Source organism: Meiothermus sp. QL-1 (assembly GCF_003351145.1).
In the GTDB taxonomy this organism is placed as follows: Bacteria; Deinococcota; Deinococci; order Deinococcales; family Thermaceae; genus Meiothermus.
This window is the reverse complement of the sequence record NZ_QQSV01000001.1, coordinates 459,279-481,444: the sequence shown is the minus strand read 5'-3', so window position 1 is coordinate 481,444 and position 22,166 is coordinate 459,279. Positions and strand designations below refer to the sequence as shown.

Below are 22,166 nucleotides of genomic sequence, written 5' to 3'. Positions count from 1 at the left end.
ACCACCTAGGATACGGGGTTTACCCCTGGCTTCCTAGGGGGATAAGCTACCTTCAGCCTCCGCTGGGGACTTATCCCAGCGCGCCAGGAACTCTTCGCGGGGGCTGTAGCCGAGCTGGGCGATGGGCACCCCGCGCTTGGGGGCCTCACCCCTGTAAAGCCACAAAAACCAGGTGCTGGCCGCACCGTAGACCAGGCGCTGCCACAGGGTAACCGGCGCCAGGCGGAAGCCAAAGACCCTGAGGCCCGTAGCGGCCTGGGAGATGCCCCAGACCCCCCGGATCTCGGGGTGCTGCTTCAGGTACTCGGCCAGCAGGGTAAAGCCCCGCCGCCCCTGGCGCAAAAGCTGCACCTGGGTCATGGCCGGGGTGCGCACCGAGTCGAGGTGCACCTCGAGGCTGGGCTCTCCCTTGCGCAGCCCGGGCTGGCTGGGCCCTGGGAAGGCGCAAGGGCTTACCGCCAGGTAGTCGAAGGGCCCCAGGCCAAGCCGCATCACCCTGTTCTTGATGAAATAACGCTCGTGGCTGCCCTGGCTGGCCCGCATCAGCCCCTCGCGCCAGGAAAGGGGCCGGGCTTCCAGCTCGTCCAGGCGCACCATCTGGTAGCCCAGGGCCTTGAGGCGCGGAAGAATCTCGTCCAGGATGGCCAAAGTAGCCGGGAAGCGTTCGTTGTCGTGCAAGAGGATGATAGAGCCTGGCCGGCACCAGAAAACAACCCGCTCAGCTAGGGCCTTGGGGTCTTCCCGGGTCCAGTCGCGCGACTCCAGGTCCCACAGGGCCACCCGCTTGCCGGCCCACCCTGCCAGGAGGCGGGTCCAGGGGGTGTGGATGCCATGGGGCGGACGGTAGTAGCGGCCCGGGACTGCCCGGATCTGCCGGGCCTCCTGCCAGGGTAGAAGCCAGAAGGCCGGGCGGTGCACCTCCCCGTGCGACTCGACCTGGTGCCCTTCAGCCCGGAGCCTTTCCAGGAGATGGGGGTACTTCCGCGCCTGTACCCCCAGCACGAAGAAGGTGGCCTTCACCCCATGCTCCCGCAAGCGGGCCAGAATGGCCTCGGTGTGGGGGCCGGGCCCGTCGTCGAAGGTGAGGGCCACCTGGGGGCGGCCCCGGTGGCCCCAGGCAATGGCCCCCACCCCCATCCAGCGGTAGAGCAGGTCGGCGGCCAGGTAGGCGGCGAGCAAAAGCGCCAGCAGCTCCACCGCCACCCCCTAGCGCCCGGGCCGCTCCCGGTCGGCATAGTAGTCCGGGCCGTAGTCCTGCGGCAGCCCCCGCAGGCGGGCCCAGATGTTCTTGAGGTGCACGCCGTACATCTTCCATCGCCCCCGCTTCAGGCGCCGCCCCGAGGTGAGCACCCGGGCCTTGGGGGTGTAGACGATGCGGCCTTTTTGCCTGAGCTTCTGCATCAGGCGCAAATCCTCGCCAAAGGGCACGTCGTAGCCCCCCACCTCCAGGGCCACCTGCCGCCGCACCGCGTGGTTGCCCCCGGCGGCGTTGGGCTGGCCCAGCCGGTCCATGAGGGCCAGGAACAAGGGGTAGCCATAGCGGGAGAGGAGCCGGTCGAAAAGGGGCCCATCGTAAAACTCCAGGGGGCCGTAGGCCTCCACCACCTCAGGGTCGCAAAAGGCCTCCTGGATGGCCGCCACCCAGCCCGGCTCCACCCGGCAGTCGGCGTCGGTGGCCGCCACCACCTCGCCCTGGGCGGCCTCGAGCCCGGTCTGGCGCGCGATGTGGAGGCCTGGATTGGGCTGGTAGACCACCCGCACCCCCAAACGCCGGGCAATCTCGGCGGTGCGGTCGGTGGAGCCGTTGTCCACCACGATGACCTCATCGGGCCGGGGTTCTTGCTGCAGGATGGACTCCAGGCAGGGCCCGATGTACTCCTCCTCGTTGCGGGCCGGCACCACCACGCTAATGCTGGGCTTCATCGCCGGGCCTCATTCTACCAGGCCGGCCAGGAGCGCCCCCAGGCCCTGGCCACGGCGGGCCAAGAGCTCCAGGAGCAACACCCCCGCCTGCAGGCCGTCGCTCTGGGGGTGGCCGAAGTAGAGGCGGCCGGTGCCATCGCCCCCAAGCAGCACCCCTTCCTGGCACGGCCCTGCCCGCACCACCTCCAGCCCCAGCCTCCGGGCTACCCCTTCGACCAGACCCCCCTCCTTCGGCCAGACCACCTTGCCCCGCCGGCCCTTGTGGTAGAGGTGGAAGACCAGCAAAGCCGCCACCTCCTCCGCCGAGAGGAGCCGCCCGCCGGCCAGCCCCACCCCAAGCCGGCTACCATCGCCGTCGTGGATCAGGGCCAAGGTGGGCTCCTGCTCAACCTTGAGGAGGGCAGTAAGGGTGAAGAGGTTCTGGGGCTCAGGGCTCGGGACCACGCCGTAGAAAAGGGCATCGGGCACCGCGTGCAGCTCCCGCAGCTCCAGCCCCAGCCCCGCTTCCTTAACCAAGCCCGAGAACCAGCCGGCGGTGGCCCCCCCCATCGTCTCGTGGTAGACCACCCCCGAATAGGCCCGGAGCGCTTCCAGGTCGAGCGGGGCCAAAAGCGCCTGGTAGTAGGCCTTGCGCACATCCAGCACCTGGAGCCGGCCCTGGCCCTCGGGGGCAGGCTGGCCCAACCGGTCCTCCAGGAGGGCCCGCGCCTCCGCGGCCAGCCCCCCCCCGTCCCGGTCCAGGAAAACCAGGCCGGCGTACTCCGCCGGTCGGGCACCTCCCGTCACCATCACACCCCCGTCGGCCCCCAGATGCCGCAGGGCGAAGGCCAGGGCTGGGGTGGGCAGGTAGCCTTTGGCCAGGTGCACCTCGAGGCCACAGCCCACCAGCACCTCGGCCACCCGCTGGGCAAAACGGGCGCTCAGGAAGCGGGTGTCGTAGCCCACCACCGCCCTCTGGCCCCCGCGCCCCAGCAAGTAAACCGCATAGGCCCGGGCCAGCCGGGCCACGTTTTCGAAGGTAAAACCGTCGGCGATTACAGCCTGCCAACCTTCCTCGGTGAGGCGAATATCGGTCATACCTGCCCCACTATACCGGGCCCGGCTAGTAAATCCTCTTTCCCAAAAGGCTCCCTGCCAGCTCCACCATCATCCGCGCGGTGCGGTTGGCCACGTCCAGGATAGGGTTGACCTCGACCAGGTCGAGGCTGGTGACCATGCCCGCGTCGTAGAAAAGCTCCATCAGCAGGTGGGCCTCGCGGTAGGTCAGGCCCCCCGCCACCGGCGTGCCCACCCCGGGGGCGATCTCCGGGTCCAGCACATCGGCGTCCAGCGAGAGGTGCACCCGGCGGAAGCCCCGCATTCGCTGGGCCACCGCCTCGGCGATGGCCGGGATGCCCATCATGTCGATCTCCTTCATGGTGTAGACCGTCACCCCCCGCTCGCGCAGCAGGCCCACCTCCCCCGCGTCCAGGCTGCGAACACCGATGAGCACCACATCCTCCGGGCGCACCCTGGGCCCGGGCCCCCCCAGATGAACCAGGCGCGGGTCGCCCAGGCCGCACAGGTGGGCCAGCGGCATCCCGTGGATGTTGCCGCTGGGGCTGGTCTCGGGGGTATTGAAGTCGGCGTGGGCATCCACCCAGATGACCCCCACCCGCTCCCCCCGGCTGGCCCCTGCCACCGAACCCATGGCGATGGAGTGGTCGCCCCCCAAAACGATGGGGAAGACCTCCTCGGGCATCTGGTGCAAAACCTCCAGCACCTCCAGGCAGGCCAGGCGGATGGCCTCGAGGTAGCCCAGTCCCCCAGGAGCCCCGTGGCCCTGGCGGCGCAGGCTCTCCACCACCGGCACCCGCACATCGCCATAGTCCTCCACCGCGTAGCCCAGCCCCTCCAGCAACTCCTGCAAACGGCCGTAGCGCAGGGCGCTGGGCCCCATGTCCACCCCCCGCCGCCCCTGGCCGAGGTCCATGGGCACCCCTAGGATGGCGACCGGCCTCATATGCTCAGGCCTGGGGGGCCACCGGGTGCTGCACCCGCTCGAAGATAAGGGCCTCCCCCACCCGGCCCGAGAGCATGCCCACCGCGGGCGAGACCGCCACCTGGGCGCAGAAGGGGACGTCGGCTTCGAGGCCCACCTGCCGCAGCGCCCCTGCCGCGGCCGAAAGGCTCAGGGGCTCCAGGGGGTCGGGGTAGGTGCGGCGGGTGGTGAGGGCGATGAGGGCTCCATCCTCCAGCTCGTACGAGCCCATAATTTGCAGGTACTCGGCCAGCACCCCAGCGGTATAGACGTCATCCAGGCCGATCCGGCCCTCCTTGCCCGCGCAAAGGATGGCCACCTCCTCAGTGGCGAGCTGGTGGGCCAGGCGGGCTGCGGCATGGGCGTTGTAGAGCGAGGCCAGAAGCACGTGCTTGGCGCTGCGGGCGGCCAGGTGGGCTGTGCGGGTGCCGTTGGTGGTGCTCATCACCACGATCTTCCCCCCCACCGGGGCCTCGCGGGCCTCGCGGGGAGAGTTGCCGTAGTCAAAGCCCGCCGGCCTAAGCCCTCCCTCCTCCCCGGCCAGCACCACATCGCTGTCGCGGAAGGCTCGGGCGCTCTCGAGGCTGGGGGTCAGGTAGAGCGCCCGGGCCCCCGCTTCCAAAAAAGCCGCGGCGGTGGTGGTGGCCCGGATCACATCCACCACCAGCACCACGTCCAGATAGCTGAGGCCCTCTTGGGGCACCAAGTCTACCCGCAAGCGCATACGGCGTCCTCAGCGCAGCCCAAAGAGGACCTCTTCCAGGCCGGCCGGGTCCAGAATCTCTATGTAGCCCGAGCCCACCCGCACGAGCTGCTCCTCCCGCAAAGCGTGGAGCACCCGGGTCACGGTCTCGCGGCTGGTGCCCGAAAGCTGGGCCAGCTCCTGGTGGGTGAGCTTCATCCGGGTACCATCGCCGTAGCGCTGCTTGCGCAGCTTGGTCAGGGCGTAGGCCACCCGGCCCCGGGCCTCCTCGAAGGAGAGCACCTCCAGCTCGAGGTCGGCCTCGCGCAACCGGCGGGCCAGGATGGTGGCCAGGTTGTGCAGAATCTCGGGCCACCTGCGCACCAGGCTCCAGTAGGCGTCCTGGTACAGCACCAGGAGCACCGAGTCTATGGTGGTCTCAGCCGAGGCGCTGCGGGGCTGGTCGTCCAGCAGGCTCATCTCGCCGAAGACCTCGCCTGGGCCCAGATAGGCGAACATGCGCTCCCGGCCATCCAGGTAGGTGCGGTAGATGCGCACCTGCCCGCTTTGCACGATGTAGAGCGCCGCGCCCATGTCCCCAGCCTCGAAGATTTTCTTGCCGGCCGGGTATTTGCGGCTGACAAAGGCTTCCCGGGCGACCTCGAGGGCCTGGGGAGGCACCCCCTGGAAAAGGGGGGTCTTGGCCAGCACCTGGGTGTCCGCCAACATCAGGTACACTCTACTAGGGGGCGTAACGGTTTGCCAATAGCATGTAACACTCCGGTTTTAGAAGCTACAGGCCTCGGTTTTCGCTATGGTGAGGTGGAGCTCTTCCGTGGGCTGGACCTTACCCTGCACAGAGGCCAGGTGCGGACCGTGCTGGGCCCATCGGGCAGCGGCAAGACCACCCTGCTGCACCTTCTGGCGGGCCTTCTAGCCTTGCAGGAGGGGGAGGTGCGCTGGGAGGGAGTGAGCATCCGGGGCCAGGGCGAGGAGCGGCTGGCCCGAAGGCGGCTCGGGACCGTAGGGCTGGTTTTTCAGCACGCCTACCTGCAGCCCGAACTCACCGCCCTGGAAAACGTGCTGGTCCCAGGGTACCTGGCCGGCCGGGTGGACCGGGCCTGGGGGATGGCGCTGCTGGCCCGGGTGGGGCTGGAAGAGCGGGCCCACCTCCGGCCCAAGGCCCTCTCCGGAGGGGAGCGCCAGCGGGTGGCGCTGGCTCGAGCCCTCTACAACCGCCCTCGCCTCCTCCTGGCCGATGAGCCCACCGGCAGCCTGGACCGGCGCAACGCCGAGCGGGTCATGGAGCTGATGCTCTCCCTTAGCCGCGAGCTGGATACCGCCCTCGTGGTCGCCACCCACGACGAGCACCTGGTGGCCGGCCTGCCCGAGCTCCGCCTGGGCTGAACCACACTCCCGCAGGAAGGGATTGGGCTAAGCTTAGGGCGATGTCCCCCTGGTTCCACCTGGGCTTCGCCCTCTACCTCCTCAACCTGCTGGTAGGCCTGGCGGCCCAGCTGGGGTTGGGCCCCTTCGGCCTCTGGCACCACCTGCTCTACCTGGGGGTCTTTCTGGGCACCCTGGCCGCTCTGGCCGCAAGCCGGGAGGCCTGGCTCTGGCTTACCGTGGCCTGCCTGGCCCTTTTCCCCAAGGCCCGGCCGCGCACCTGGCTCCACCCAACGCTGGGGGTCCTGGGCCTGCTGGGCTACCTGCTGGCCCTGAGGGGGTGAACCGTGGAGTTTTGGGAAGTCCTGCGCCGGCGTAAGACCACCAACGGCCCCTTCCTGGATAAGCCGGTCTCGAAGGAGGACCAGCACCGCCTGATGGAGGCGGCCAGCCGGGCCCCCAGCCACTTCAACTCCCAGCCCTGGCGCTTCATCCTGATCGAAGACCCCGCCCGTCGGGAGAAAATCGCCGAAATCGGGGGCCGCACCATGCGGCAGCTTATCGCCGAGGGGAAGTTTTTCGAGCGCTACCGCAAATACTTCCGCTTCAGCCCAGAGGAGATGGCCCGCCGGCGCGACGGCATCCTGATCGACCAGCTCCCAGCCCCCCTGCGCCCTTTCACCCGCCAGGTGATGCAGCCCTGGGCCACCCGCCTTCTACGCCTTTTGCGGGTGCCTGAGATTCTGGGGGAGGACAACCGCAAGCTGATTGCCGGCTCGCCCTTGCTGCTGGCAGCCCTGCTGGACAAAAGCGAGTACCGCCCAGGGGAGCTTTCGGGGTTCTACAGCCTGCTGGCCCTGGGCATGGCCATCGAGAACATCTGGCTCGCCACGGTCGAGCTGGGGATGGGCATCCAGTTCATCTCCACCCCCATGGAAATCCCTGAGGCCTGGGCCGAGATCAAGCGGCTTTTGGAGGTACCGGATGAGCTGGAGCTCATGGCCCTCTACCGGCTGGGCTACCTGCCCCCGGAGCCCCCGCGCCCCCGCATCGACTGGCAGTCCCATGAGCGCCGGCCCATCCCCCAGTTCGTATTCCGCGAAACCTGCGCCAGGCCGGAGGAGGAATGAGGCCCCCGCGCATCCTTTCGGTCACCACCGCCACCCCCCCTTACTGCGTGACCCAGGAGGAGGTGGCCGCGGCGGTGCGAACCCTCTTCGCCCCTATGGAGGGGCTGGAGCGGCTGATGACCGTTTTCAAGAACAGCGGCATCCAGCGGCGCTTCCTCTCCGCCCCGTTGGATTGGTTCCAGCAAGAACGCAGCTTCGTCGAGAAAAACCAGCGGTGGTTCGAGGTGGCCCTATCCCTCTGCGAGCAGGCCGGCCGCCAGGCCCTGGCCCAGGCTGGGGTGCCGCCCCACCGGGTGGGGGCGGTGGTGCTGGTGACCACCACCGGGATTGCCACCCCCAGCCTCGAGGCCTACCTGGTCCAGCGCCTGGGCCTGCCCGCCGGGGTTCTGCGCCTACCCCTCTGGGGCCTGGGCTGTGCTGGAGGGGCAGCGGGGCTGGCCCGGGCTGCCGAGCTGGCGCGGCTGCACGGAAAGGCGGTCCTGCTGGTGGCGGTGGAGCTCTGCAGCCTGACCTTTTTGAAGGGGGACCTGAGCAAGGGCAACCTGGTGGCCACCAGCCTCTTCGCCGACGGGGCCGCCGCAGCAGTGCTGGGCGAGGGGGAGGGCCCGGCGGTGCGGGGCAGCTTCAGCCGGCTCCTCCCCGAAAGCTACGAGGTGATGGGCTGGGACCTGGTGGAAGAGGGGCTAAAAGTACGCTTTTCCCAGAGCATCCCGGCTTTGGTGGAGGGCCGGCTGGGCCCCCTTCTGGCCGAGGGGCTGGCCGAATGGGGCCTCTCGGTCGAGCAGGTGGCCACCTGGACGCTGCACCCCGGCGGGGCCAAGGTACTCCTGGCCTTCAAAAGCCTAGGGGTAGATGAGGAAAGCCTGGAGGTCTCCCGCGCGGTGCTGGCGGCCTACGGCAACATGTCCAGCCCCACCGTGCTGTTCGTTTTGGCCCGGCAGATGGGGCAAAACCGGCGCGGCCCCGGCCTTCTGCTCGCCCTGGGCCCGGGCTTTGCCCTGGAAGGGGTGGTGCTCGAGTGGTAGGCCTCTGGCTGGCTTTGGGGTTTGTGCTGCTCCAGCGGGGGTTGGAGCTCATATGGGCCCAGAGAAACTACCGCTGGGCACAAGCCCGAGGGGCTCGGGAATACGGGCAGGCCCACTACCCGCTTTTTTTCCTGCTGCACATAGGCTGGCTGGTAGGGTGGCTCCTGGAGGGGCTGGCGCGCAACCAGCCCTCCCCCATCTGGGGGTTCTGGCTGGGCCTTTTCCTCCTGGCGCAGGTTCTTCGCTACTGGGCCATCGCCACCCTGGGGCCTTACTGGAACACCCGCATCCTGGTGGTGCCGGGGGGACGGCGCATCCGGGAGGGGCCCTACCGCTATCTGCGCCACCCCAACTACCTGGCGGTCTCGCTCGAGCTGCTCGCCCTGCCCCTTGTTTTCAACGCCTGGGCCACCGCCCTGCTGGCCAGCCTGGCCAACGCCTGGCTCCTCCTCCGGGTGCGCATACCCGCGGAGGAGGAAGCCCTGAGGGCCTACGAGGAGGCCCCTAGCGAAACACCGGCTGGTTCTTCACCAGCGGATAAGCGTAGCCGTCGGCAAGGGCCTTGAGCGAGGCCTCCAGATTGTTCTTGCTGGCCCCCACCGTGCTCCAGCGCTCCTTTCCCCGGTGCATCTCGATCATCACCCGCACCCCCGAGGCGGTGCCCGCCTCCTGGCCCGAGAGGATGCGCACCTTGTAGTCCGAAAGCTCAATCTCGGCAATCTCGGGGTAGAAGGGCTCTATGGCCTTGCGGAAGGCCTTGTCCAGGGCCGAGACCGGGCCATACTGGCTTTCGGCGGCGGTGTGCTGCAAGGTCTCGCCCACCCGCACCCGCACCGTGGCCTCGGCCCAGGTGGGGGTCTCGGGGTCGGCGTCGTTCACGTGCACGAAGACCGTGAAGCCCTCGAGGCTGAAGGGCATCTGCCCCCCCTTGAGGCGATGGGCCAGCAGGAAGAAGCTGGCCTCAGCCCCCTCAAAGGCGTAGCCGGCGTGCTCGAGCTGCTTGACCTCCTTCAAAAGGACGCCGGTCATCTCCTTGGGCACCTCTACCCCGGCCTCGGCCAGCTTGGCCAGCAGGTTGCTGCGCCCCGAGAGGTCGGAGACCAGAATGCGCCGGGTGTTCCCCACCGCCTCGGGCGGCACGTGCTCATAGGTGCGGGGGTCCTTGAGCACCGCCGAGACGTGGATGCCCCCTTTGTGGGCAAAGGCCGCGTCGCCCACGTAGGGGGCCCGCAGATTGGGGGTCAGGTTGGCCCGCTCATCCACAAAGTGCGAGAGCTCCCGCAGCTCCCTGAGCTTTTCCCGGTCCAGCCCCACCAGCGGCAGGCCGCACTTCAGCATCAGGTTGGGGATGGCGCTGGTGAGGTTCAGGTTGCCGCAGCGCTCCCCGTAGCCGTTGATGGTGCCCTGCACATGGGTGGCCCCAGCACGCACCGCAGCCAGGGCGTTGGCCACCGCAAGCTCCGCATCGTTGTGGGGATGGATGCCGATCACCACCTGCGGGAAGGCCTCCCGTACCCTCCGGGTAATCTCGTGGACCTCTTCGGGCAGGCTTCCCCCGTTGGTATCGCAAAGGCAGAGCGTATCGGCCCCCCCGCGCACCGCGGCCTCCAGCGTCGCCATGGCGTAGGCAGGGTTGGCCTTGTAACCGTCGAAGAAGTGCTCGGCGTCGTGGATCACCCGCCGGCCCCGCCCTACCAGATAGCGGTAGGTCTCCTCAATCATGCGGAGGTTCTCTTCCAGGGAGACCTCGAGCGCCTCGGTCACATGGAAGTCCCAGCTTTTGGCCACCACCGTGACCACTGGGGTCTCCGCCTCCAGCAAGGCCGTCACCGAAGGGTCGTCCTCAGGACGCATCCCCTTGCGCCGGGTGGAGCCAAAGGCCACAAGCCGGCTTCCCCCCAGGTCCACCCCCTTCATCCGGGCGAAGAACTCGGCGTCTTTAGGGTTGGAACCGGGCCAGCCCCCCTCGATGAGGGGGATACCAAAGGCCGCCAGACGCCTGGCAATGGCCACTTTGTCGTCTACGGAGAGGCTTACGGCCTCGCCCTGGGTGCCATCGCGCAGGGTGGTATCGAGGATTTCGATCATGACCGCCCCCGCCTCACTTGCCCGGCCCCGAGCGCTGCACCTCCTCGATGGAGCGGGGGTGCCGGGCGGCCTGGCCAGCCGCCAGCTTGTTGGCCGCATCCAGGTAGGCCCGGGCCGAGGCCTCGATGATATCGGGCGAGACCCCATGGCCGGTGGCCAGCACCTCCCCCAGCTTGAGCTTCACCGTCACCTCGCCCAGAGCCTCGGTGGTGCCGGTGACCGCTTCTACTCGGTAAAGCTCGAGCTCCGGCTTGAAACCGATGGCCTCGGCCAGGGCTTTGTATACCGCATCCACCGGCCCGTCCCCGATGGCCGTGGTGGTGACCACGCCCTTGGGGGTCTCCAGGCTTACCGTGGCGGTGGGCAGCATCCCGTAGCCGGAGAAGAACTGGAGGCGCTCGAGCTTGAAAAGTTGGGGGGTGTGCACCGACTCGCTTTCGACCAGCGCGCGAAGCTCCTCGGTCTCGATGGGCCCCTTGCGCTCCACGATCTCGCGGAAACGGGCGAAGATGACCCCAATCTGGGCGTCGTCCAGCTTGTAGCCCAGGTCGGCCAGGGCCTTCTTGACCGCAGCCCGCCCGGAGTGCTTGCCCAAGACCAGCACCGCCGGCTGACGGCCCACCAGCTCGGCGTTCATGATCTCGTAGGTCTCCTTGTTCTTGATCACCCCGTCCTGGTGGATTCCCGACTCGTGGGCAAAAGCGTTGTCCCCCACGATGGCCTTGTTGGGCGGCACCACCATGCCGGTGTAGCGCTCCACCATCCGGCTCATGCGGTAGAGCTCGCGGGTGTTGATCTGGGTATAGGCCTGGTAGTGGTCGCGCCGCACGTACAGGGCCATCACCACCTCCTCCAGGCTGGTGTTCCCGGCCCGCTCTCCGATGCCGTTGATGGTGCACTCAATCTGCGTGGCCCCGTTCTCCACTGCGGCCAGGGCATTGGCCGTGGCCAGGCCCAGGTCGTCGTGGCAGTGGGCCGAGATATGCACCGGCCGACCCCGCACCACCTCCTCGTGGATACGCCGGATGAGGGCCCCGTACTCCTGGGGGGTGCCGTAGCCGGTGGTGTCGGGGATGTTGATGGTGGTGGCGCCGGCTGCGATTGCGGTTTCGTAGAGCTTCAAAACGAAGTCTATGTCCGCCCGCATCACGTCCTGGGCGCTAAACTCCACATCATCGGTAAACTGTCTGGCGTAGCGCACCATCTGGTCGGAGATTTCCAGGATTTCCTCAGGGGTCTTCCTGAGCATGTACTCCAGGTGCACCCGCGAAGCGCTGGTGAAGACGTGTATCCGCTTCTTCTCGGCCTTCTCCAAAGCAGCGGCCGCTCGATCGATGTCGAGCTTGTGGGTGCGGGCCAGAGCGCAGATCACCGGGCCCTTTACCTCGGCGGCGATCCGGGATACGCACTCGAACTCGCTGGCCCCGTTCACCGGGAAGCCCGCCTCGATGATGTCCACGTTGAGCCGGGCCAGACCGTGGGCAATCTCCAACTTTTGCTGGAGCGAAAGGGCTACCCCTGGGCTTTGCTCCCCGTCCCGCAGGGTGGTGTCGAAGATCCGGATATGCCGCATAGGACCTCCTACTGGGCTACTTCTTCCTTTATGCGCGACTTGAGGAAGGGCATCATGGCCCTGAGCTTGGGCCCCACCTGCTCGATGGGGTGGTTCTTCCAGTAGTTGCGGTTGGCATTCAGGGTGGGCTGGCCCACCAGGTTCTCCAGCATCCACTCCCGGGCAAACTCCCCTTGCTGAATCTGGCGCAGCACCTCGCGCATGCGGGCCTTGGTTTCCTCGCGGTCGATGACCCTGGGCCCCCGGGTGTAGTCGCCGTACTCGGCGGTGTTGGAGATGCTGTAGCGCATCCCGGCAAAGCCCGACTCGTAGATCAGGTCCACGATCAGCTTTACCTCATGCAGGCACTCGAAGTAGGCCATCTCGGGGGGATAACCGGCCTCCACCAAGGTCTCGAAGCCCGCGGCGATAAGCTGGGTCAGCCCACCGCAGAGCACGGTCTGCTCGCCAAACAGGTCGGTCTCGGTCTCGTCCTTGAAGGTGGTGGCAATCACCCCTGCGCGGGTGCCGCCGTTGGCCTTGGCGTAGGCCAGGGCGGTGGGAAAGGCCGAGCCCGAGGCGTCCTGGTGCACCGCTACCAGCGAAGGTACCCCCGAGCCCTTCTCGTACTCTGAGCGCACCAGGTGGCCGGGGCCCTTAGGAGCCACCATCCAGACGTCCAGGTCGGGCCGGGGCTTGATCTGGCCGAAGTGGATGTTGAAGCCGTGGGCAAAGGCCAGCGCTGCCCCTTCCTTCAGGTTGGGCTCAATCTCAGCCCTGTAGACCGCTCCTTGGGTCTCGTCGGGCAGCAACACCATCACCACATCGGCCCGCCGCACCGCCTCGGCCACCGGCAGGACCTCGAGCCCTGCCCTACGCGCCTTCTCCTCGTTGCGGCTGCCAGGCCGGAGGCCCACCACCACCCTCACCCCTGAGTCGCGCAGGTTGAGGGCGTGGGCATGGCCCTGCGAACCGAAGCCCAAGATGGCCACCGTCTTGTCCTTGATGAAGCCGATATCCGCGTCCTGGTCGTAATAAATTTTCATCTCCACTCCCCAAACCAAAGGGTGGGCCAAGCCCACCCTAGACCGCCTTCTTTTCCCGTACCCTAAGCACCTGTTCGCCGCGGGACATCCCTACCGCGCCCGTGCGCATGACCTCCAGCAGCCCATAGGGCCGCAGGGCCTCGATGAAGTTGTTGACCTTGGTGGTGTCGCCGGTGAGCTCGAAGATGATGGAGCGCTTGGCCACGTCCACAATGCGCGCCCGGAAAGCCTCGGCGATGTCCTTGACCTCCATGCGCTCCTCCAGCCCAGCGATGCTTACCTTGACCAGGGCCAGCTCCCGCTCCACATGGGGCTCGTCATGGTCGGTGACCTTGATGACCTCGATGAGGCGGTTGAGCTGCTTCTCCACCTGCTCCAGGACCGCATCGTCCCCCGAGACCACCAGCGAGATGCGGGAAAGCCCCTCCAGATGGGTGCGCCCCACGGCCAGCGACTCGATGTTGAAGCCCCGCCGGGCCAGCAGGCCCGCAATCCGCTGCAGCACGCCGGGGCGGTCTTGCACCAGAACCGATACCAGGTGTCGCATACGCCTCCCCTAATCCCCGGCCACCGCCTCCCGGGGGTTCTCGATGATCATGTCCTCGGCCGCCCCACCCGAGGGAATCATGGGGAAGACCCCCTCCTCGTGGTAGACCCGGGCGTCCAGCAGGACCGGCCCCGGCTGGGCCAGGACCGCCTTGACCGCGTCCTGAAGCTGGGCCTTGTCGGTGAGGGTGAGCCCGGGGATGCCGTAGGCTTCGGCCAGTTTGGCAAAGTCGGGGTTGGAGTCGGCCAGATAGACCTCGCTGTAGCGCCGCCCGTGGAACAGGTCCTGCCACTGCCGCACCATGCCCAAAAAGCCGTTGTTGAGGATGACGATCTTCACGTTCAGGTTGAGCTTCTTTAGGGTGGCCAGCTCCTGCAGGGTCATCTGGAAGCTGCCATCGCCGTCGAAGTCAATCACCAGCTCGTCCGGCCGGGCCAGGGCCGCTCCGATGGCGAAGGGCAGGCCCACCCCCATGGTGCCCAGCCCGCCCGAGTTGATCCAGGTGCGGGGTCGGTCGAACTTGAAGAACTGGGCCACGAACATCTGGTGCTGCCCCACCCCCGAGGTCACCACCGCCCGGCCCCGGGTGGCCTCCCAGAAGGCCTGGATTACCTCCTGGCTTTGCAGGTAGGGCTTGGGCTTCCAGGCGAAGGGGTACTTGGTCTTCCACTCCTCGAGCTGCGCCCACCACTTGCTTAGGTTGAGCTTCTTGGCCCCCTTGACCAGCTCGGCCGCCACCCACTTGGCATCCCCCACCACGGGGATCGAGGTCTTGACCAGCTTGCCGATCTCGGCCGGGTCAATATCCACGTGGATAACGGTGTGGGCATGGGGGGCAAAGCGGGAGATTTTGCCGGTCACCCGGTCGTCGAAACGAAGCCCGATGGCCAGGATGGTATCGGCGTACTGGATGGCCCGGTTGGCCGCCACCGAACCGTGCATGCCCGGCATCCCCAGGCACTGGGGGTGGGTACCGGGGAAGACGCCCAGGCCCATCAGGGTGGGAATCACCGGCAGGCCGGTCTTGAGGGCCAGCTCGGTAATCTCGGCCGAGGCGTGCTGGGCCCCGCCGCCCACCATCAGCACCGGACGCTCGGCCTTGCCCAGGGCCTCCAGCGCCCGTTCAATCTGGCGGGGGTGGCCCTTGTAGGTGGGCTTGTAGCCCGGCAGGTCCACCACCACATCGAAGCTCCCGGTAAACTCGGCGAGCTGCACATCCTTGGGGAAGTCGAGGAGCACGGGGCCAGGCCGCCCTGTGGAGGCGATGTAGAAGGCCTCGGCGATGGCCCGGGGGATATCGTTGACGTTGCGGACCTGCATGTTGTGCTTGGTCACCGGCTGGGTGATGCCCACCACGTCGGCCTCCTGAAAAGCGTCGGTGCCGATGAGGTGCTGGGGAACGTTGCCGGTGATGGCCACCACCGGGGTGGAGTCCATCAGGGCGTCCTGCAAGCCGGTGACCAGGTTTAGCGCGCCCGGCCCCGAGGTGGCCATGACCACCCCCACCCGGCCCGAGGCCCGGGCATAGCCGGTGGCGGCGTGGATGCCTCCCTGCTCGTGCCGCACCAGCACGTGGCGGATGGACGAGTCGTAGAGGGCATCGTAGGTGGGCATGATGGTACCCCCTGGATGGCCGAAGATGAGCTCCACCCCCTGCATCTCCAAGGCTTTCAGTATGGCTCTGGCTCCGTTCATGGTCTCTCCCCAAAAAGCTGCCCCCCGGTGGTGCGGGGGGCGATTGGACGCGTTCTAAGGCTGCGCTACGCCATATCCCCCCCGGGCCCAGTAATCACTAGGCCTACTACAGGTAGGGATAGGCGTGCGGAGAGCATCTTGGGCTAGAGTTTACGCCGTTTGGTATACCGTGTCAACCCTCAGAGGTTCTCGGGGTAAAGCCGGCTGGGGGTCCGCTGGGCCAGGCTGGTGAGCAGCTTCTGCAAGGCGAGGTCCTGGACCCTTCGGCTCAGCAGGCTCTGGACCTCCTCGTAGGGTTGAATTTCCGGCATCAGAACGCGCACCAATAGGATGACGTGGAAGCCAAACTCGGTCTGCACAGGGGTTTTTGACACCTCGCCGGGCTTGAGGGCCAGGAGGGCCAGCTCAAAGGGCGCCACAAAGGTACCCCGCGGCTCGCAGCCCAGGTTCCCCCCCTCGGCCCGGCTGCCGGGGTCCTGGGAGAGGGCCTTGGCCAGGTCGGCGAATTTTTCACCCCGGTTGAGCCGGGCGATGACCTGGCGGGCCTCCTGGGCGGTTTTGAGTAGGATATGGGCCGCGCAGTAGCGCTGGGGCAGGGTGAACTGGGGCTTAGAAAAGAGGTACAGCAGCCTGAGGGCTGGCTGGCTTACGCGAAGCCTGGCCGAGAGGTGCTCGAGGTAGGCGTCGTAGGTCAGGACCTCGTAGACCAAGGCGCGGTAGGCCTCCAGGTCGGGAATCCCCGCTTCCTTCAGGGCCTGCTCGAAGACCTCCTCCCCTGCAAACTCGGCCTTCACCTCCTCTATGGCCCTCTCCACCGCCTCCTTCTGCGCAGCAAACCCCGCCTGCTCGGCAGCCAGGATCACCGCCCGGTCCTGCACCATGCGCTTTAGGTACTCGGCCCGGTAGGGGGCAAACAGCTCCAGGGCCTCCGGGGTATAGGGCTGGCCCCGCTGGCGCAGGAAGTCCCGCACAAAAAGGCCAAACTGTATCTCAAAATGGCTTTTGCGGATGGTGGTATGCCCCACCACCGCCACCACGGGGTCGGCCTGGGCCAGGGCCAGCCCAAAGAACCCCCACAGCAAAACCAGGACCCGTCTGAGCATCCTTACGCTCCTTCCCACAGCCCCTTCCAAGGCCAGGCTCGGAAATGGCCGCGATGAGGCCATGCTAGCACGTCACCGGCGCACCTGCCCTGGCCGGCCACCAAAGGCCGCGCAAAAGCGGGCCTCCAGCTCCTCTTCCAACCCCTCCAGGAAGCGCTGGTAGCCCTCGAGCAAAGCCCAGGCCTCAGGGGTCAGGATGCTCCCCCCTCCCCCCTCGCCCCCCGAGTGGCGCTGGAGCAGGGGAAAGCCCAGCCCTGCCTCTGCCCGCCTGAGCCGGGCCCAGGCCGTGCGGTAACCGAGCCGCAGGCTCCGGGCCGCGGCCTTCAGGCTGCCCTTCTCGGCCACTGCCCCAAGCAGGCGCAGGGTGCCCGGGCCAAGGAGGAACTCCCCCTGGTCGGACTCGAGCCAGAACTTCGCCCGTATACGCATCACTCGCCCAACGCCCGGCGCATCAGGGCAGCGAGCCGCTCGGCCGCACCCTGCAAGAAGGCCTCAAAGGCCGGAGGGGCGTCGTGCCCCGCCTGGTCGGTAATGCTCCGCACGAGGGCCATGGGCAGGCCCACCCGGCGGGCCGTCCACAAGGCCGCAGCCCCCTCCATCTCCACCGCATCGGCCCCAAAAATCGAGCGCACCTCCTCCGCCTGCGCACGGTCGGCCAGAAAGCGATCCCCGCTGGCAATGCGTCCAAGGAAAACCGGCAACCCCATGAGGGTGGCCGTGCGCGCCAGCCGGGAGGTGAGCACCGGATCGGCAGGGATAAAGCGCTCGCCGGTTGCCAGCTCCCCCGGGGAGCGGCCAAAGGCGGTGATGTCCACGTCGTACTGCACCGCATCCTGGGCCAACACCAAATCGAGGGGCTTGAGCGCGGGGTTGAGCGCGCCAGCCACCCCCAGCCAAAAGGCCTGCGCTGGGCCGAAGCGTGCCCTGGCATAGGCCACGGCAGCCGCTGCGGCCACCTTACCCACCCCGGTCTCGATGAGCACCACAGGATAACGGCCCACCTCCCCCCGGTGGATGGGCCAAGGCCCGTCCACCACCTCCTCCAAAGCAAGGGCGCCGCGCAACGCCTGGGCTTCAACCCCTTCGGCAGCGAAAAGGGCCACCGGAGCCATACCTCAAGCGCCCTCGATCTCCACGGTCTCCTGCACGCGCAGACCCTGCTCGAGCACCCGCCTGGCCCAAGCCCGCGCCCCTTCAGGGTTGTGGTCGCGGTAGTTGCCGCACTCCAGCTCGCTCACCCCCGGTACCACCTGGTGCTGCACCGCCGCCTCCAGGCTGGCCCGCAGGGCCTCCAACACCTGATGGGGCCCTGGCTCCCCCAGCACCACCAGGTAAAACCCCGTGCGGCAACCCATGGGCGAGACGTCCACCACCCCTTCCAGGTGGCGGCGCAGGTAGGTGGCCAGCAGGTGCTCTAAGGTGTGCAGACTACCGGTATCCAGGGCTTCCTGGTTGGGCTGGGCCAGCCGCAGGTCGTACTTCTCGATGCGGTCCCCCCGAGGGGTCTCCACAACCCCCGCCAGCCGCACGTAAGGAGCCCGAACCCTGGTGTGGTCCAGGCGAAAGGACTCAGGCACCGAACCCGCCATAAGGCTCAGTTTACCGCTAACCCTTGACCTTCTTCCAAAGCTGCGGGAAAAACAGGAGCAAAACCGGGAAAAGCTCGATGCGCCCGGCCCACATCTGGAAGATCAGCACCAGCTTGGAGAGAGGATGCAGGCCGGCATAGCTGCCCATCGGCCCCACCTCGCCCAGCCCCGGCCCAATGTTGCCCACCGCCTGGGCGCTGGCGGTAAAGCCCACCACCAGGTCGTTCTCCAAAAGCGCGATGCCAACAGCCCCCAGCGCCACAAGCCCCAGGTAGAGCACCACGAAGGCCGCCACCGAACGCACCACCTCTTCCCCCAAGTTCTTATGCCCCACGCGCAGGGGGATGACCGCCTGCGGATGCAAAGCGCGCATCAGCTCCCGCCGCACCATGGCCCCCACCACCAGCCAGCGAATCAGCTTAATGCCCCCGGCCCCTGAGCCCGCACATCCCCCCACGAACATCGCCGCCACCAAAATAGCCTGGGCCGCAGGAGTCCACAGGGCGAAGTCGGCGCTGGCGTAGCCGGTGGTGGTGATGATGGAGGTCACGTTGAAAAAAGCGTGGCGCAGGGCATCGGGCCAGGCGTAGTTCATATCCTTGGCGTGGTGGGTCATTAGGAAAAGGGCCAGCATCGAGCTGAACGACAACACGATGAGGGCATAGGCCCGCAGCTCCACGTCTTTCAGCAGGGGCCTGGGGTCGCGGGTGAAAAACAAGCGGTATTGCAGCACAAACCCCGCCCCCCCCAAGAACATGAAGAGGGTGCCAAACCACTGGGCCAGAGGGCTGTAGTCCTCGAAGCTGCGGGGGTTGGGGCTGAACCCGGCCGCGGGCAGGGTGGTCAGGGCGTTGCAAAGGGCCTCGAAGGGCGGCATCCCCGCCCCCCAGTAGCACAGGGCCGCGGCCAGGGTGAGGGCAGAGTAAACCTTGAGAATGCTCTGCGCCGCTGTGCGCAGGCGCGGGGTGAAGGGCTCCTTGTGCAGCCCGGTGCTCTCGGTGATGAAAAGCGGGCGGCCCGCCACGGCCAGGTGGGCCAGCAAGGCCGCCACCAACACCAAAAAACCCACCCCACCAAACCACTGCATGAGGCTCCGCCAAAAAAAGAGGCTGTAGCCGAACTGGCTGAAGTCGGCCAGCGCGGTGGCTCCCGTGGTGGTGAAGCCCGACATGGCCTCAAAGAATGCGTCCAGGTAGGACATCCCCCCCGAGACCCAGAAGGGTATAGCCCCCAGGGCCGGCACCAGGAGCCAGATCAGGGCGATGGAAAGCAAAGCCTCGGCCCGACCGGGCTCGTGCCGGGGGTCGCCCAGCCAGCGAAAGCCCGAACCCAGCAAAAACCCCACCACCGCCCCCAGCAAAAACCCCCAGGGCGACTCCCCCAAAACGAGCGAGATGAGTTCCAGGCCCAACATGACCAAGGCCATCGCCAGGTAGAGCACGCCCAAAACGTAGTAGGCGAAGCGAAGGTGCTCGAGCCACCAGGGTCGCATAACCTCAGGCCCTGAGCCTGCGCCAAAGCTCCGGGGTGAAAAGGGCAAAAACCGCGATAAGCTCAATGCGCCCAGCCCACATCTGGAAGATCATCATGGCCTTGGAAACAGGGTGCAGCTCGCCGTAGTGGCTCATGGGGCCCACCGCGCCCAGCCCCGGCCCCACATTCCCGATGGCCGCTGCCGAGGCGGTGAAGGCCACCACGAAGTCCTCCTCGAGCACCCCTATGACCAAAACCCCCAGGGCGAAAAGGCCCACATACAGGGTGATAAAGGCCGCAACCGCCCGCAGCACATCCTCGCCGATGTTCTTGTGGCCCACCCTCAAGGGCAGCACCGCCTGGGGGTGCAGGGCCCGCTGGAGCTCGCGCCGAACCAGCGCAGCAATAATCAGCCAGCGGATGACCTTAATGCTACCCCCCACGCTACCGGCGCTGCCCCCTATGAACATCAGCATGACCAAGAGCACCTGGGCTGGCACCACCCACTGGGCGAAGTCGGCGGAGGCAAAACCGGTGCCGGTGATGATGGAGGTGGTCTGAAAAAAAGCGTGGCGCAGGGCCGCTTCTGGTGGGTATTGCTGGCGCAAAAGCAAAATCAGGGCAATTCCCAGACCCACCAGGACGACAATCAGGGCATAGGCGCGGAACTCGGGATCGCGCAAGGGGGCGGCAAACTCGCGCCCGAAGACGACCCGGTACTGCAGAAGGAGGTTCACCCCGGTCAGGAACATCACCAAGGTGGCCGCCCACTGGGTGAGGGAGGAATAGGCGGCGAAGCTCTCGGGGTTGGGGCTGAAGCCCCCCGCCGAGACGCTGGACAAGGTGTTGGTGAAGGCTTCGAAGAAGGGCACCCCGGTCAGCAGGTAGGCGGCCAGGGTGAAGCCGGTGAGCACCAGGTAGACCCGCAGGATGTTGGTGGCCGTCTGGCGCAGTTTGGGGGTGAGCTGCTGCTTCTGCACCCCGGTCACCTCGGCGAAGAACATCTGCCGCCCGGCCAGGGCCAGGTGAGGCAAGACCACGATGAAGAGGAGCAAGATACCCATCCCGCCAAACCACTGGCTCAGGCTGCGCCAGAAGAAAAGCCCATGGCTGAGCTGGTTGAAGTCGGAAAGAACAGTGGCGCCGGTGGTGCTAAAGCCCGAGGTAGCCTCAAAGAGCGCGTCCAGGTAGGACATTCCCCCCGAGACCCAGAAGGGTATGGCCCCCAGGGCCGGCACCAAAAGCCAAAGCCCCGCCACCGTAAGCAGAGCCTCGGCCCGGCGGGGCTCCGCCTGGGGGCTGCCCAGGCGGCGCAGCAGCAGGCCCAGGCCAAGCCCCACCAGCGCCCCTGCAAAAAACCCCTCTGCCTCCTCGCCCAAAAGGGCATCGACCAGGCCCAAAACCGCCATCACCAGGCCCAGGGCCACATACACCGTGCCGGTCATGTAGGTGGCTACCGGGATGGGATTGGCGGCCTTGGCCTTAGCGAACCTGGGCCAGGACTTCATCGGCCACCTGCCGGTCGGCGAGCACCAGGAGCTTGTCCCCTCCTGTAACCGCCAGCATGGGCGAGCGCAGGTAAACCCGGGTGCCGCGCTCCAACGCCACCGCCACCGCCCCCTTGGGCAGCGAGAGCTTCTCAAAGGGCGTCTCGCGGAAGCCAGGGGGCAGCTCAAACTCCAGAAGCTCCACCTGGTCCTCTATGAGGGCCAGGTGGTCTACGTTGTCGGGTGCAATCCAGTCCACCACCTCGCGCACCGCGGCCGCCCGGGGGGTAAGGGGAATATCGATGCCCACATGCTCGAAAAGGCGACGATTCTCCCCCCGGTTGACCCGGGTAATCACCTTGGGCACCCCCACCTGCTTGGCCAGCAGCGAGACCAGAAGGTTCTTCTCGTCGTTCTCGGTAACGGCCACCAGCACATCGGCGTAGTCAAGCCCCTCCGACTCCAAAAGTTCCAAATCGGTGCCGTCCCCTTCCAGCACCAGGGCTCCTGGCAGGTGTTCGGCCAGCCAGGCGCAGCGCTCCGGGTTGTGGTCGATGATGGTTACCTCGAGCCGGTGCCTCAAAAGCTCCTGCGCCACCATATACCCCACGCTGCCCCCACCCACCACCATCACCCGCCGTACCCGCTCCCGGGGGGCAAAGCAGGCCTGGATGACGTCGAAGCCCTGGGGGGTGGTCATGAAGAAGATGCGGTCCTCGGGCCTTACCACCAGCCCGCTGAACTCCGGGTCGGTAGCGGCGATGAACTTCCCCTCGCGCATGATGCCGGCCAGAAAGCTCCCCTCGGGCCAGTCCAAATGGGCCAGCCCCTCGCCTACGTAGGGGCTCCCCTCGCGCACCTGGTACTCCACGAAGCGCAGCCGCCCTCCCGCCAGCACCTCGGTGTCCACCGCCCCTGGGATGCGTATCACCTCAACGATCTCCTTGGCCAACGAGCGCTGAGGCCAGAACACCTGGTCAATCCGGGTGCCCAGAATCTCCACCGTGCGGGGGTCGGTCAGGATATCCACGTAGGACTGCTTCCCCACGAAGCACAGGACCTCCTTGGCCCCGAGGCCTTTGGCCAGCATGCAGGCAATCAGGTTGACCTCGTCCCAGTTGGTGGCGGCGATAAAGGTGTCGCAGAGGTCCACCTTGGCCTCGCGCAGGACCTCAGGGTCGGTTACGCTGCCGATCACCACCTGGGCATCTACCCCGCTGAGCCGCTCCTTGGCTTCTGGGTTGGTGTCCACCACCACCAGGTCGTGCTGGGTATGGAGGGCCTTGGCAATCTGCGAGCCAATCTCGCCGCCGCCTGCAATCACGATGTACATAGGCCGCTCCCGCAAAAGCCGCTGCAACGCTGAGGGCCACTTGGAAGGAACAGGTTAGGGGGGGAATCCTCGGGCATGACCTGTGAA

Annotated in this window: 23 protein-coding genes; 5 read left to right on the top strand and 18 right to left on the bottom strand. The window is 67.0% G+C overall.

Annotated features, from left to right (window positions below; genetic code table 11):
* Positions 1-33 precede the first annotated feature (33 nt).
* The 6 genes from DV704_RS02405 to DV704_RS02380 are packed head-to-tail and all read right to left on the bottom strand — an operon-like array spanning position 34 to position 5,354.
* Complete coding sequence (locus DV704_RS02405; RefSeq protein ID WP_233498211.1) at positions 34-1,197, bottom strand: polysaccharide deacetylase family protein; 1,164 nt, start codon at positions 1,195-1,197, stop codon at positions 34-36.
* 9 nt (positions 1,198-1,206) lie between these two features.
* Positions 1,207-1,923: a glycosyltransferase gene (locus DV704_RS02400; protein WP_114797938.1), complete on the bottom strand. Its 717-nt coding sequence runs from the start codon at positions 1,921-1,923 to the stop codon at positions 1,207-1,209.
* Positions 1,924-1,932: 9 nt separating this feature from the next.
* Complete coding sequence (locus tag DV704_RS12260; protein ID WP_114797937.1) at positions 1,933-3,000, bottom strand: phosphoglucomutase/phosphomannomutase family protein; 1,068 nt, start codon at positions 2,998-3,000, stop codon at positions 1,933-1,935.
* A 25-nt stretch (positions 3,001-3,025) separates the two neighbouring features.
* Positions 3,026-3,925, bottom strand: coding sequence for an arginase (gene rocF / locus DV704_RS02390; protein WP_114797936.1), 900 nt, complete (start codon positions 3,923-3,925; stop codon positions 3,026-3,028).
* A gap of 4 nt (positions 3,926-3,929) precedes the next feature.
* Positions 3,930-4,667 carry a 2-phosphosulfolactate phosphatase gene (locus tag DV704_RS02385; protein WP_114797935.1) on the bottom strand — a complete coding sequence of 246 codons (738 nt, stop codon included), beginning with the start codon at positions 4,665-4,667 and terminating at the stop codon, positions 3,930-3,932.
* Between the two features lie 9 nt (positions 4,668-4,676).
* Positions 4,677-5,354, bottom strand: coding sequence for a Crp/Fnr family transcriptional regulator (locus DV704_RS02380; RefSeq protein WP_114797934.1), 678 nt, complete (start codon positions 5,352-5,354; stop codon positions 4,677-4,679).
* 93 nt (positions 5,355-5,447) lie between these two features.
* Between DV704_RS02380 and DV704_RS02375 the strand changes: the two genes are divergently transcribed.
* From DV704_RS02375 to DV704_RS02355, 5 genes are read left to right on the top strand one after another with little or no spacing between them, the layout of a single operon-like run.
* Positions 5,448-6,032: an ABC transporter ATP-binding protein gene (locus tag DV704_RS02375; protein ID WP_233498210.1), complete on the top strand. Its 585-nt coding sequence runs from the start codon at positions 5,448-5,450 to the stop codon at positions 6,030-6,032.
* A gap of 41 nt (positions 6,033-6,073) precedes the next feature.
* Positions 6,074-6,355: a hypothetical protein gene (locus tag DV704_RS02370; RefSeq protein ID WP_114797933.1), complete on the top strand. Its 282-nt coding sequence runs from the start codon at positions 6,074-6,076 to the stop codon at positions 6,353-6,355.
* 3 nt (positions 6,356-6,358) lie between these two features.
* The gene (locus DV704_RS02365) at positions 6,359-7,141 is read left to right on the top strand and encodes a nitroreductase family protein (RefSeq protein WP_114797932.1); all 783 of its coding nucleotides are present in this window, start codon (positions 6,359-6,361) and stop codon (positions 7,139-7,141) included.
* Positions 7,138-8,166 carry a type III polyketide synthase gene (locus DV704_RS02360; protein WP_114797931.1) on the top strand — a complete coding sequence of 343 codons (1,029 nt, stop codon included), beginning with the start codon at positions 7,138-7,140 and terminating at the stop codon, positions 8,164-8,166. Before DV704_RS02365 ends, DV704_RS02360 begins: the two co-directional genes overlap by 4 nt.
* Entirely contained in the window at positions 8,160-8,732 is a 573-nt protein-coding gene (locus DV704_RS02355; RefSeq protein ID WP_114797930.1) for an isoprenylcysteine carboxyl methyltransferase family protein, read from the top strand. Before DV704_RS02360 ends, DV704_RS02355 begins: the two co-directional genes overlap by 7 nt.
* Here the strand turns inward: DV704_RS02355 and cimA are convergent.
* The 12 genes from cimA to trkA all read right to left on the bottom strand — a co-directional run bounded on the left by cimA (position 8,671) and on the right by trkA (position 22,079).
* A complete protein-coding gene (gene cimA, locus DV704_RS02350; RefSeq protein WP_114797929.1) occupies positions 8,671-10,254 on the bottom strand; it encodes a citramalate synthase in 1,584 nt (527 codons plus the stop codon). The genes DV704_RS02355 and cimA overlap by 62 nt on opposite strands.
* Positions 10,255-10,267: 13 nt before the next feature.
* Positions 10,268-11,827: a 2-isopropylmalate synthase gene (locus DV704_RS02345; protein WP_114797928.1), complete on the bottom strand. Its 1,560-nt coding sequence runs from the start codon at positions 11,825-11,827 to the stop codon at positions 10,268-10,270.
* An 8-nt stretch (positions 11,828-11,835) separates the two neighbouring features.
* Entirely contained in the window at positions 11,836-12,852 is a 1,017-nt protein-coding gene (gene ilvC, locus DV704_RS02340) for a ketol-acid reductoisomerase (protein WP_114798019.1), read from the bottom strand.
* Between the two features lie 37 nt (positions 12,853-12,889).
* Positions 12,890-13,399 carry an acetolactate synthase small subunit gene (ilvN, locus tag DV704_RS02335; RefSeq protein ID WP_114797927.1) on the bottom strand — a complete coding sequence of 170 codons (510 nt, stop codon included), beginning with the start codon at positions 13,397-13,399 and terminating at the stop codon, positions 12,890-12,892.
* 9 nt (positions 13,400-13,408) lie between these two features.
* Positions 13,409-15,094, bottom strand: a complete 1,686-nt coding sequence (ilvB, locus tag DV704_RS02330; RefSeq protein ID WP_114797926.1) for a biosynthetic-type acetolactate synthase large subunit — start codon at positions 15,092-15,094, stop codon at positions 13,409-13,411.
* A gap of 179 nt (positions 15,095-15,273) precedes the next feature.
* Positions 15,274-16,197 carry a peptidylprolyl isomerase gene (locus tag DV704_RS02325; protein ID WP_114797925.1) on the bottom strand — a complete coding sequence of 308 codons (924 nt, stop codon included), beginning with the start codon at positions 16,195-16,197 and terminating at the stop codon, positions 15,274-15,276.
* Between the two features lie 72 nt (positions 16,198-16,269).
* Positions 16,270-16,626 (bottom strand): winged helix-turn-helix domain-containing protein, encoded by a 357-nt coding sequence (locus tag DV704_RS02320; RefSeq protein WP_114797924.1) that lies wholly within the window; start codon positions 16,624-16,626, stop codon positions 16,270-16,272.
* Positions 16,626-17,309 carry a 5'-methylthioadenosine/S-adenosylhomocysteine nucleosidase gene (mtnN, locus tag DV704_RS02315; RefSeq protein WP_114797923.1) on the bottom strand — a complete coding sequence of 228 codons (684 nt, stop codon included), beginning with the start codon at positions 17,307-17,309 and terminating at the stop codon, positions 16,626-16,628. The genes DV704_RS02320 and mtnN overlap by 1 nt, the downstream gene beginning before the upstream one ends.
* 3 nt (positions 17,310-17,312) lie before the next feature.
* Complete coding sequence (locus DV704_RS02310; protein ID WP_114797922.1) at positions 17,313-17,786, bottom strand: S-ribosylhomocysteine lyase; 474 nt, start codon at positions 17,784-17,786, stop codon at positions 17,313-17,315.
* Positions 17,787-17,802: 16 nt separating this feature from the next.
* Positions 17,803-19,278: a TrkH family potassium uptake protein gene (locus tag DV704_RS02305; protein ID WP_114797921.1), complete on the bottom strand. Its 1,476-nt coding sequence runs from the start codon at positions 19,276-19,278 to the stop codon at positions 17,803-17,805.
* Positions 19,279-19,282: 4 nt separating this feature from the next.
* Positions 19,283-20,767: a TrkH family potassium uptake protein gene (locus DV704_RS02300; protein ID WP_114797920.1), complete on the bottom strand. Its 1,485-nt coding sequence runs from the start codon at positions 20,765-20,767 to the stop codon at positions 19,283-19,285.
* Complete coding sequence (gene trkA / locus DV704_RS02295; protein ID WP_114798018.1) at positions 20,742-22,079, bottom strand: Trk system potassium transporter TrkA; 1,338 nt, start codon at positions 22,077-22,079, stop codon at positions 20,742-20,744. The genes DV704_RS02300 and trkA overlap by 26 nt, the downstream gene beginning before the upstream one ends.
* Positions 22,080-22,166 lie beyond the last annotated feature (87 nt).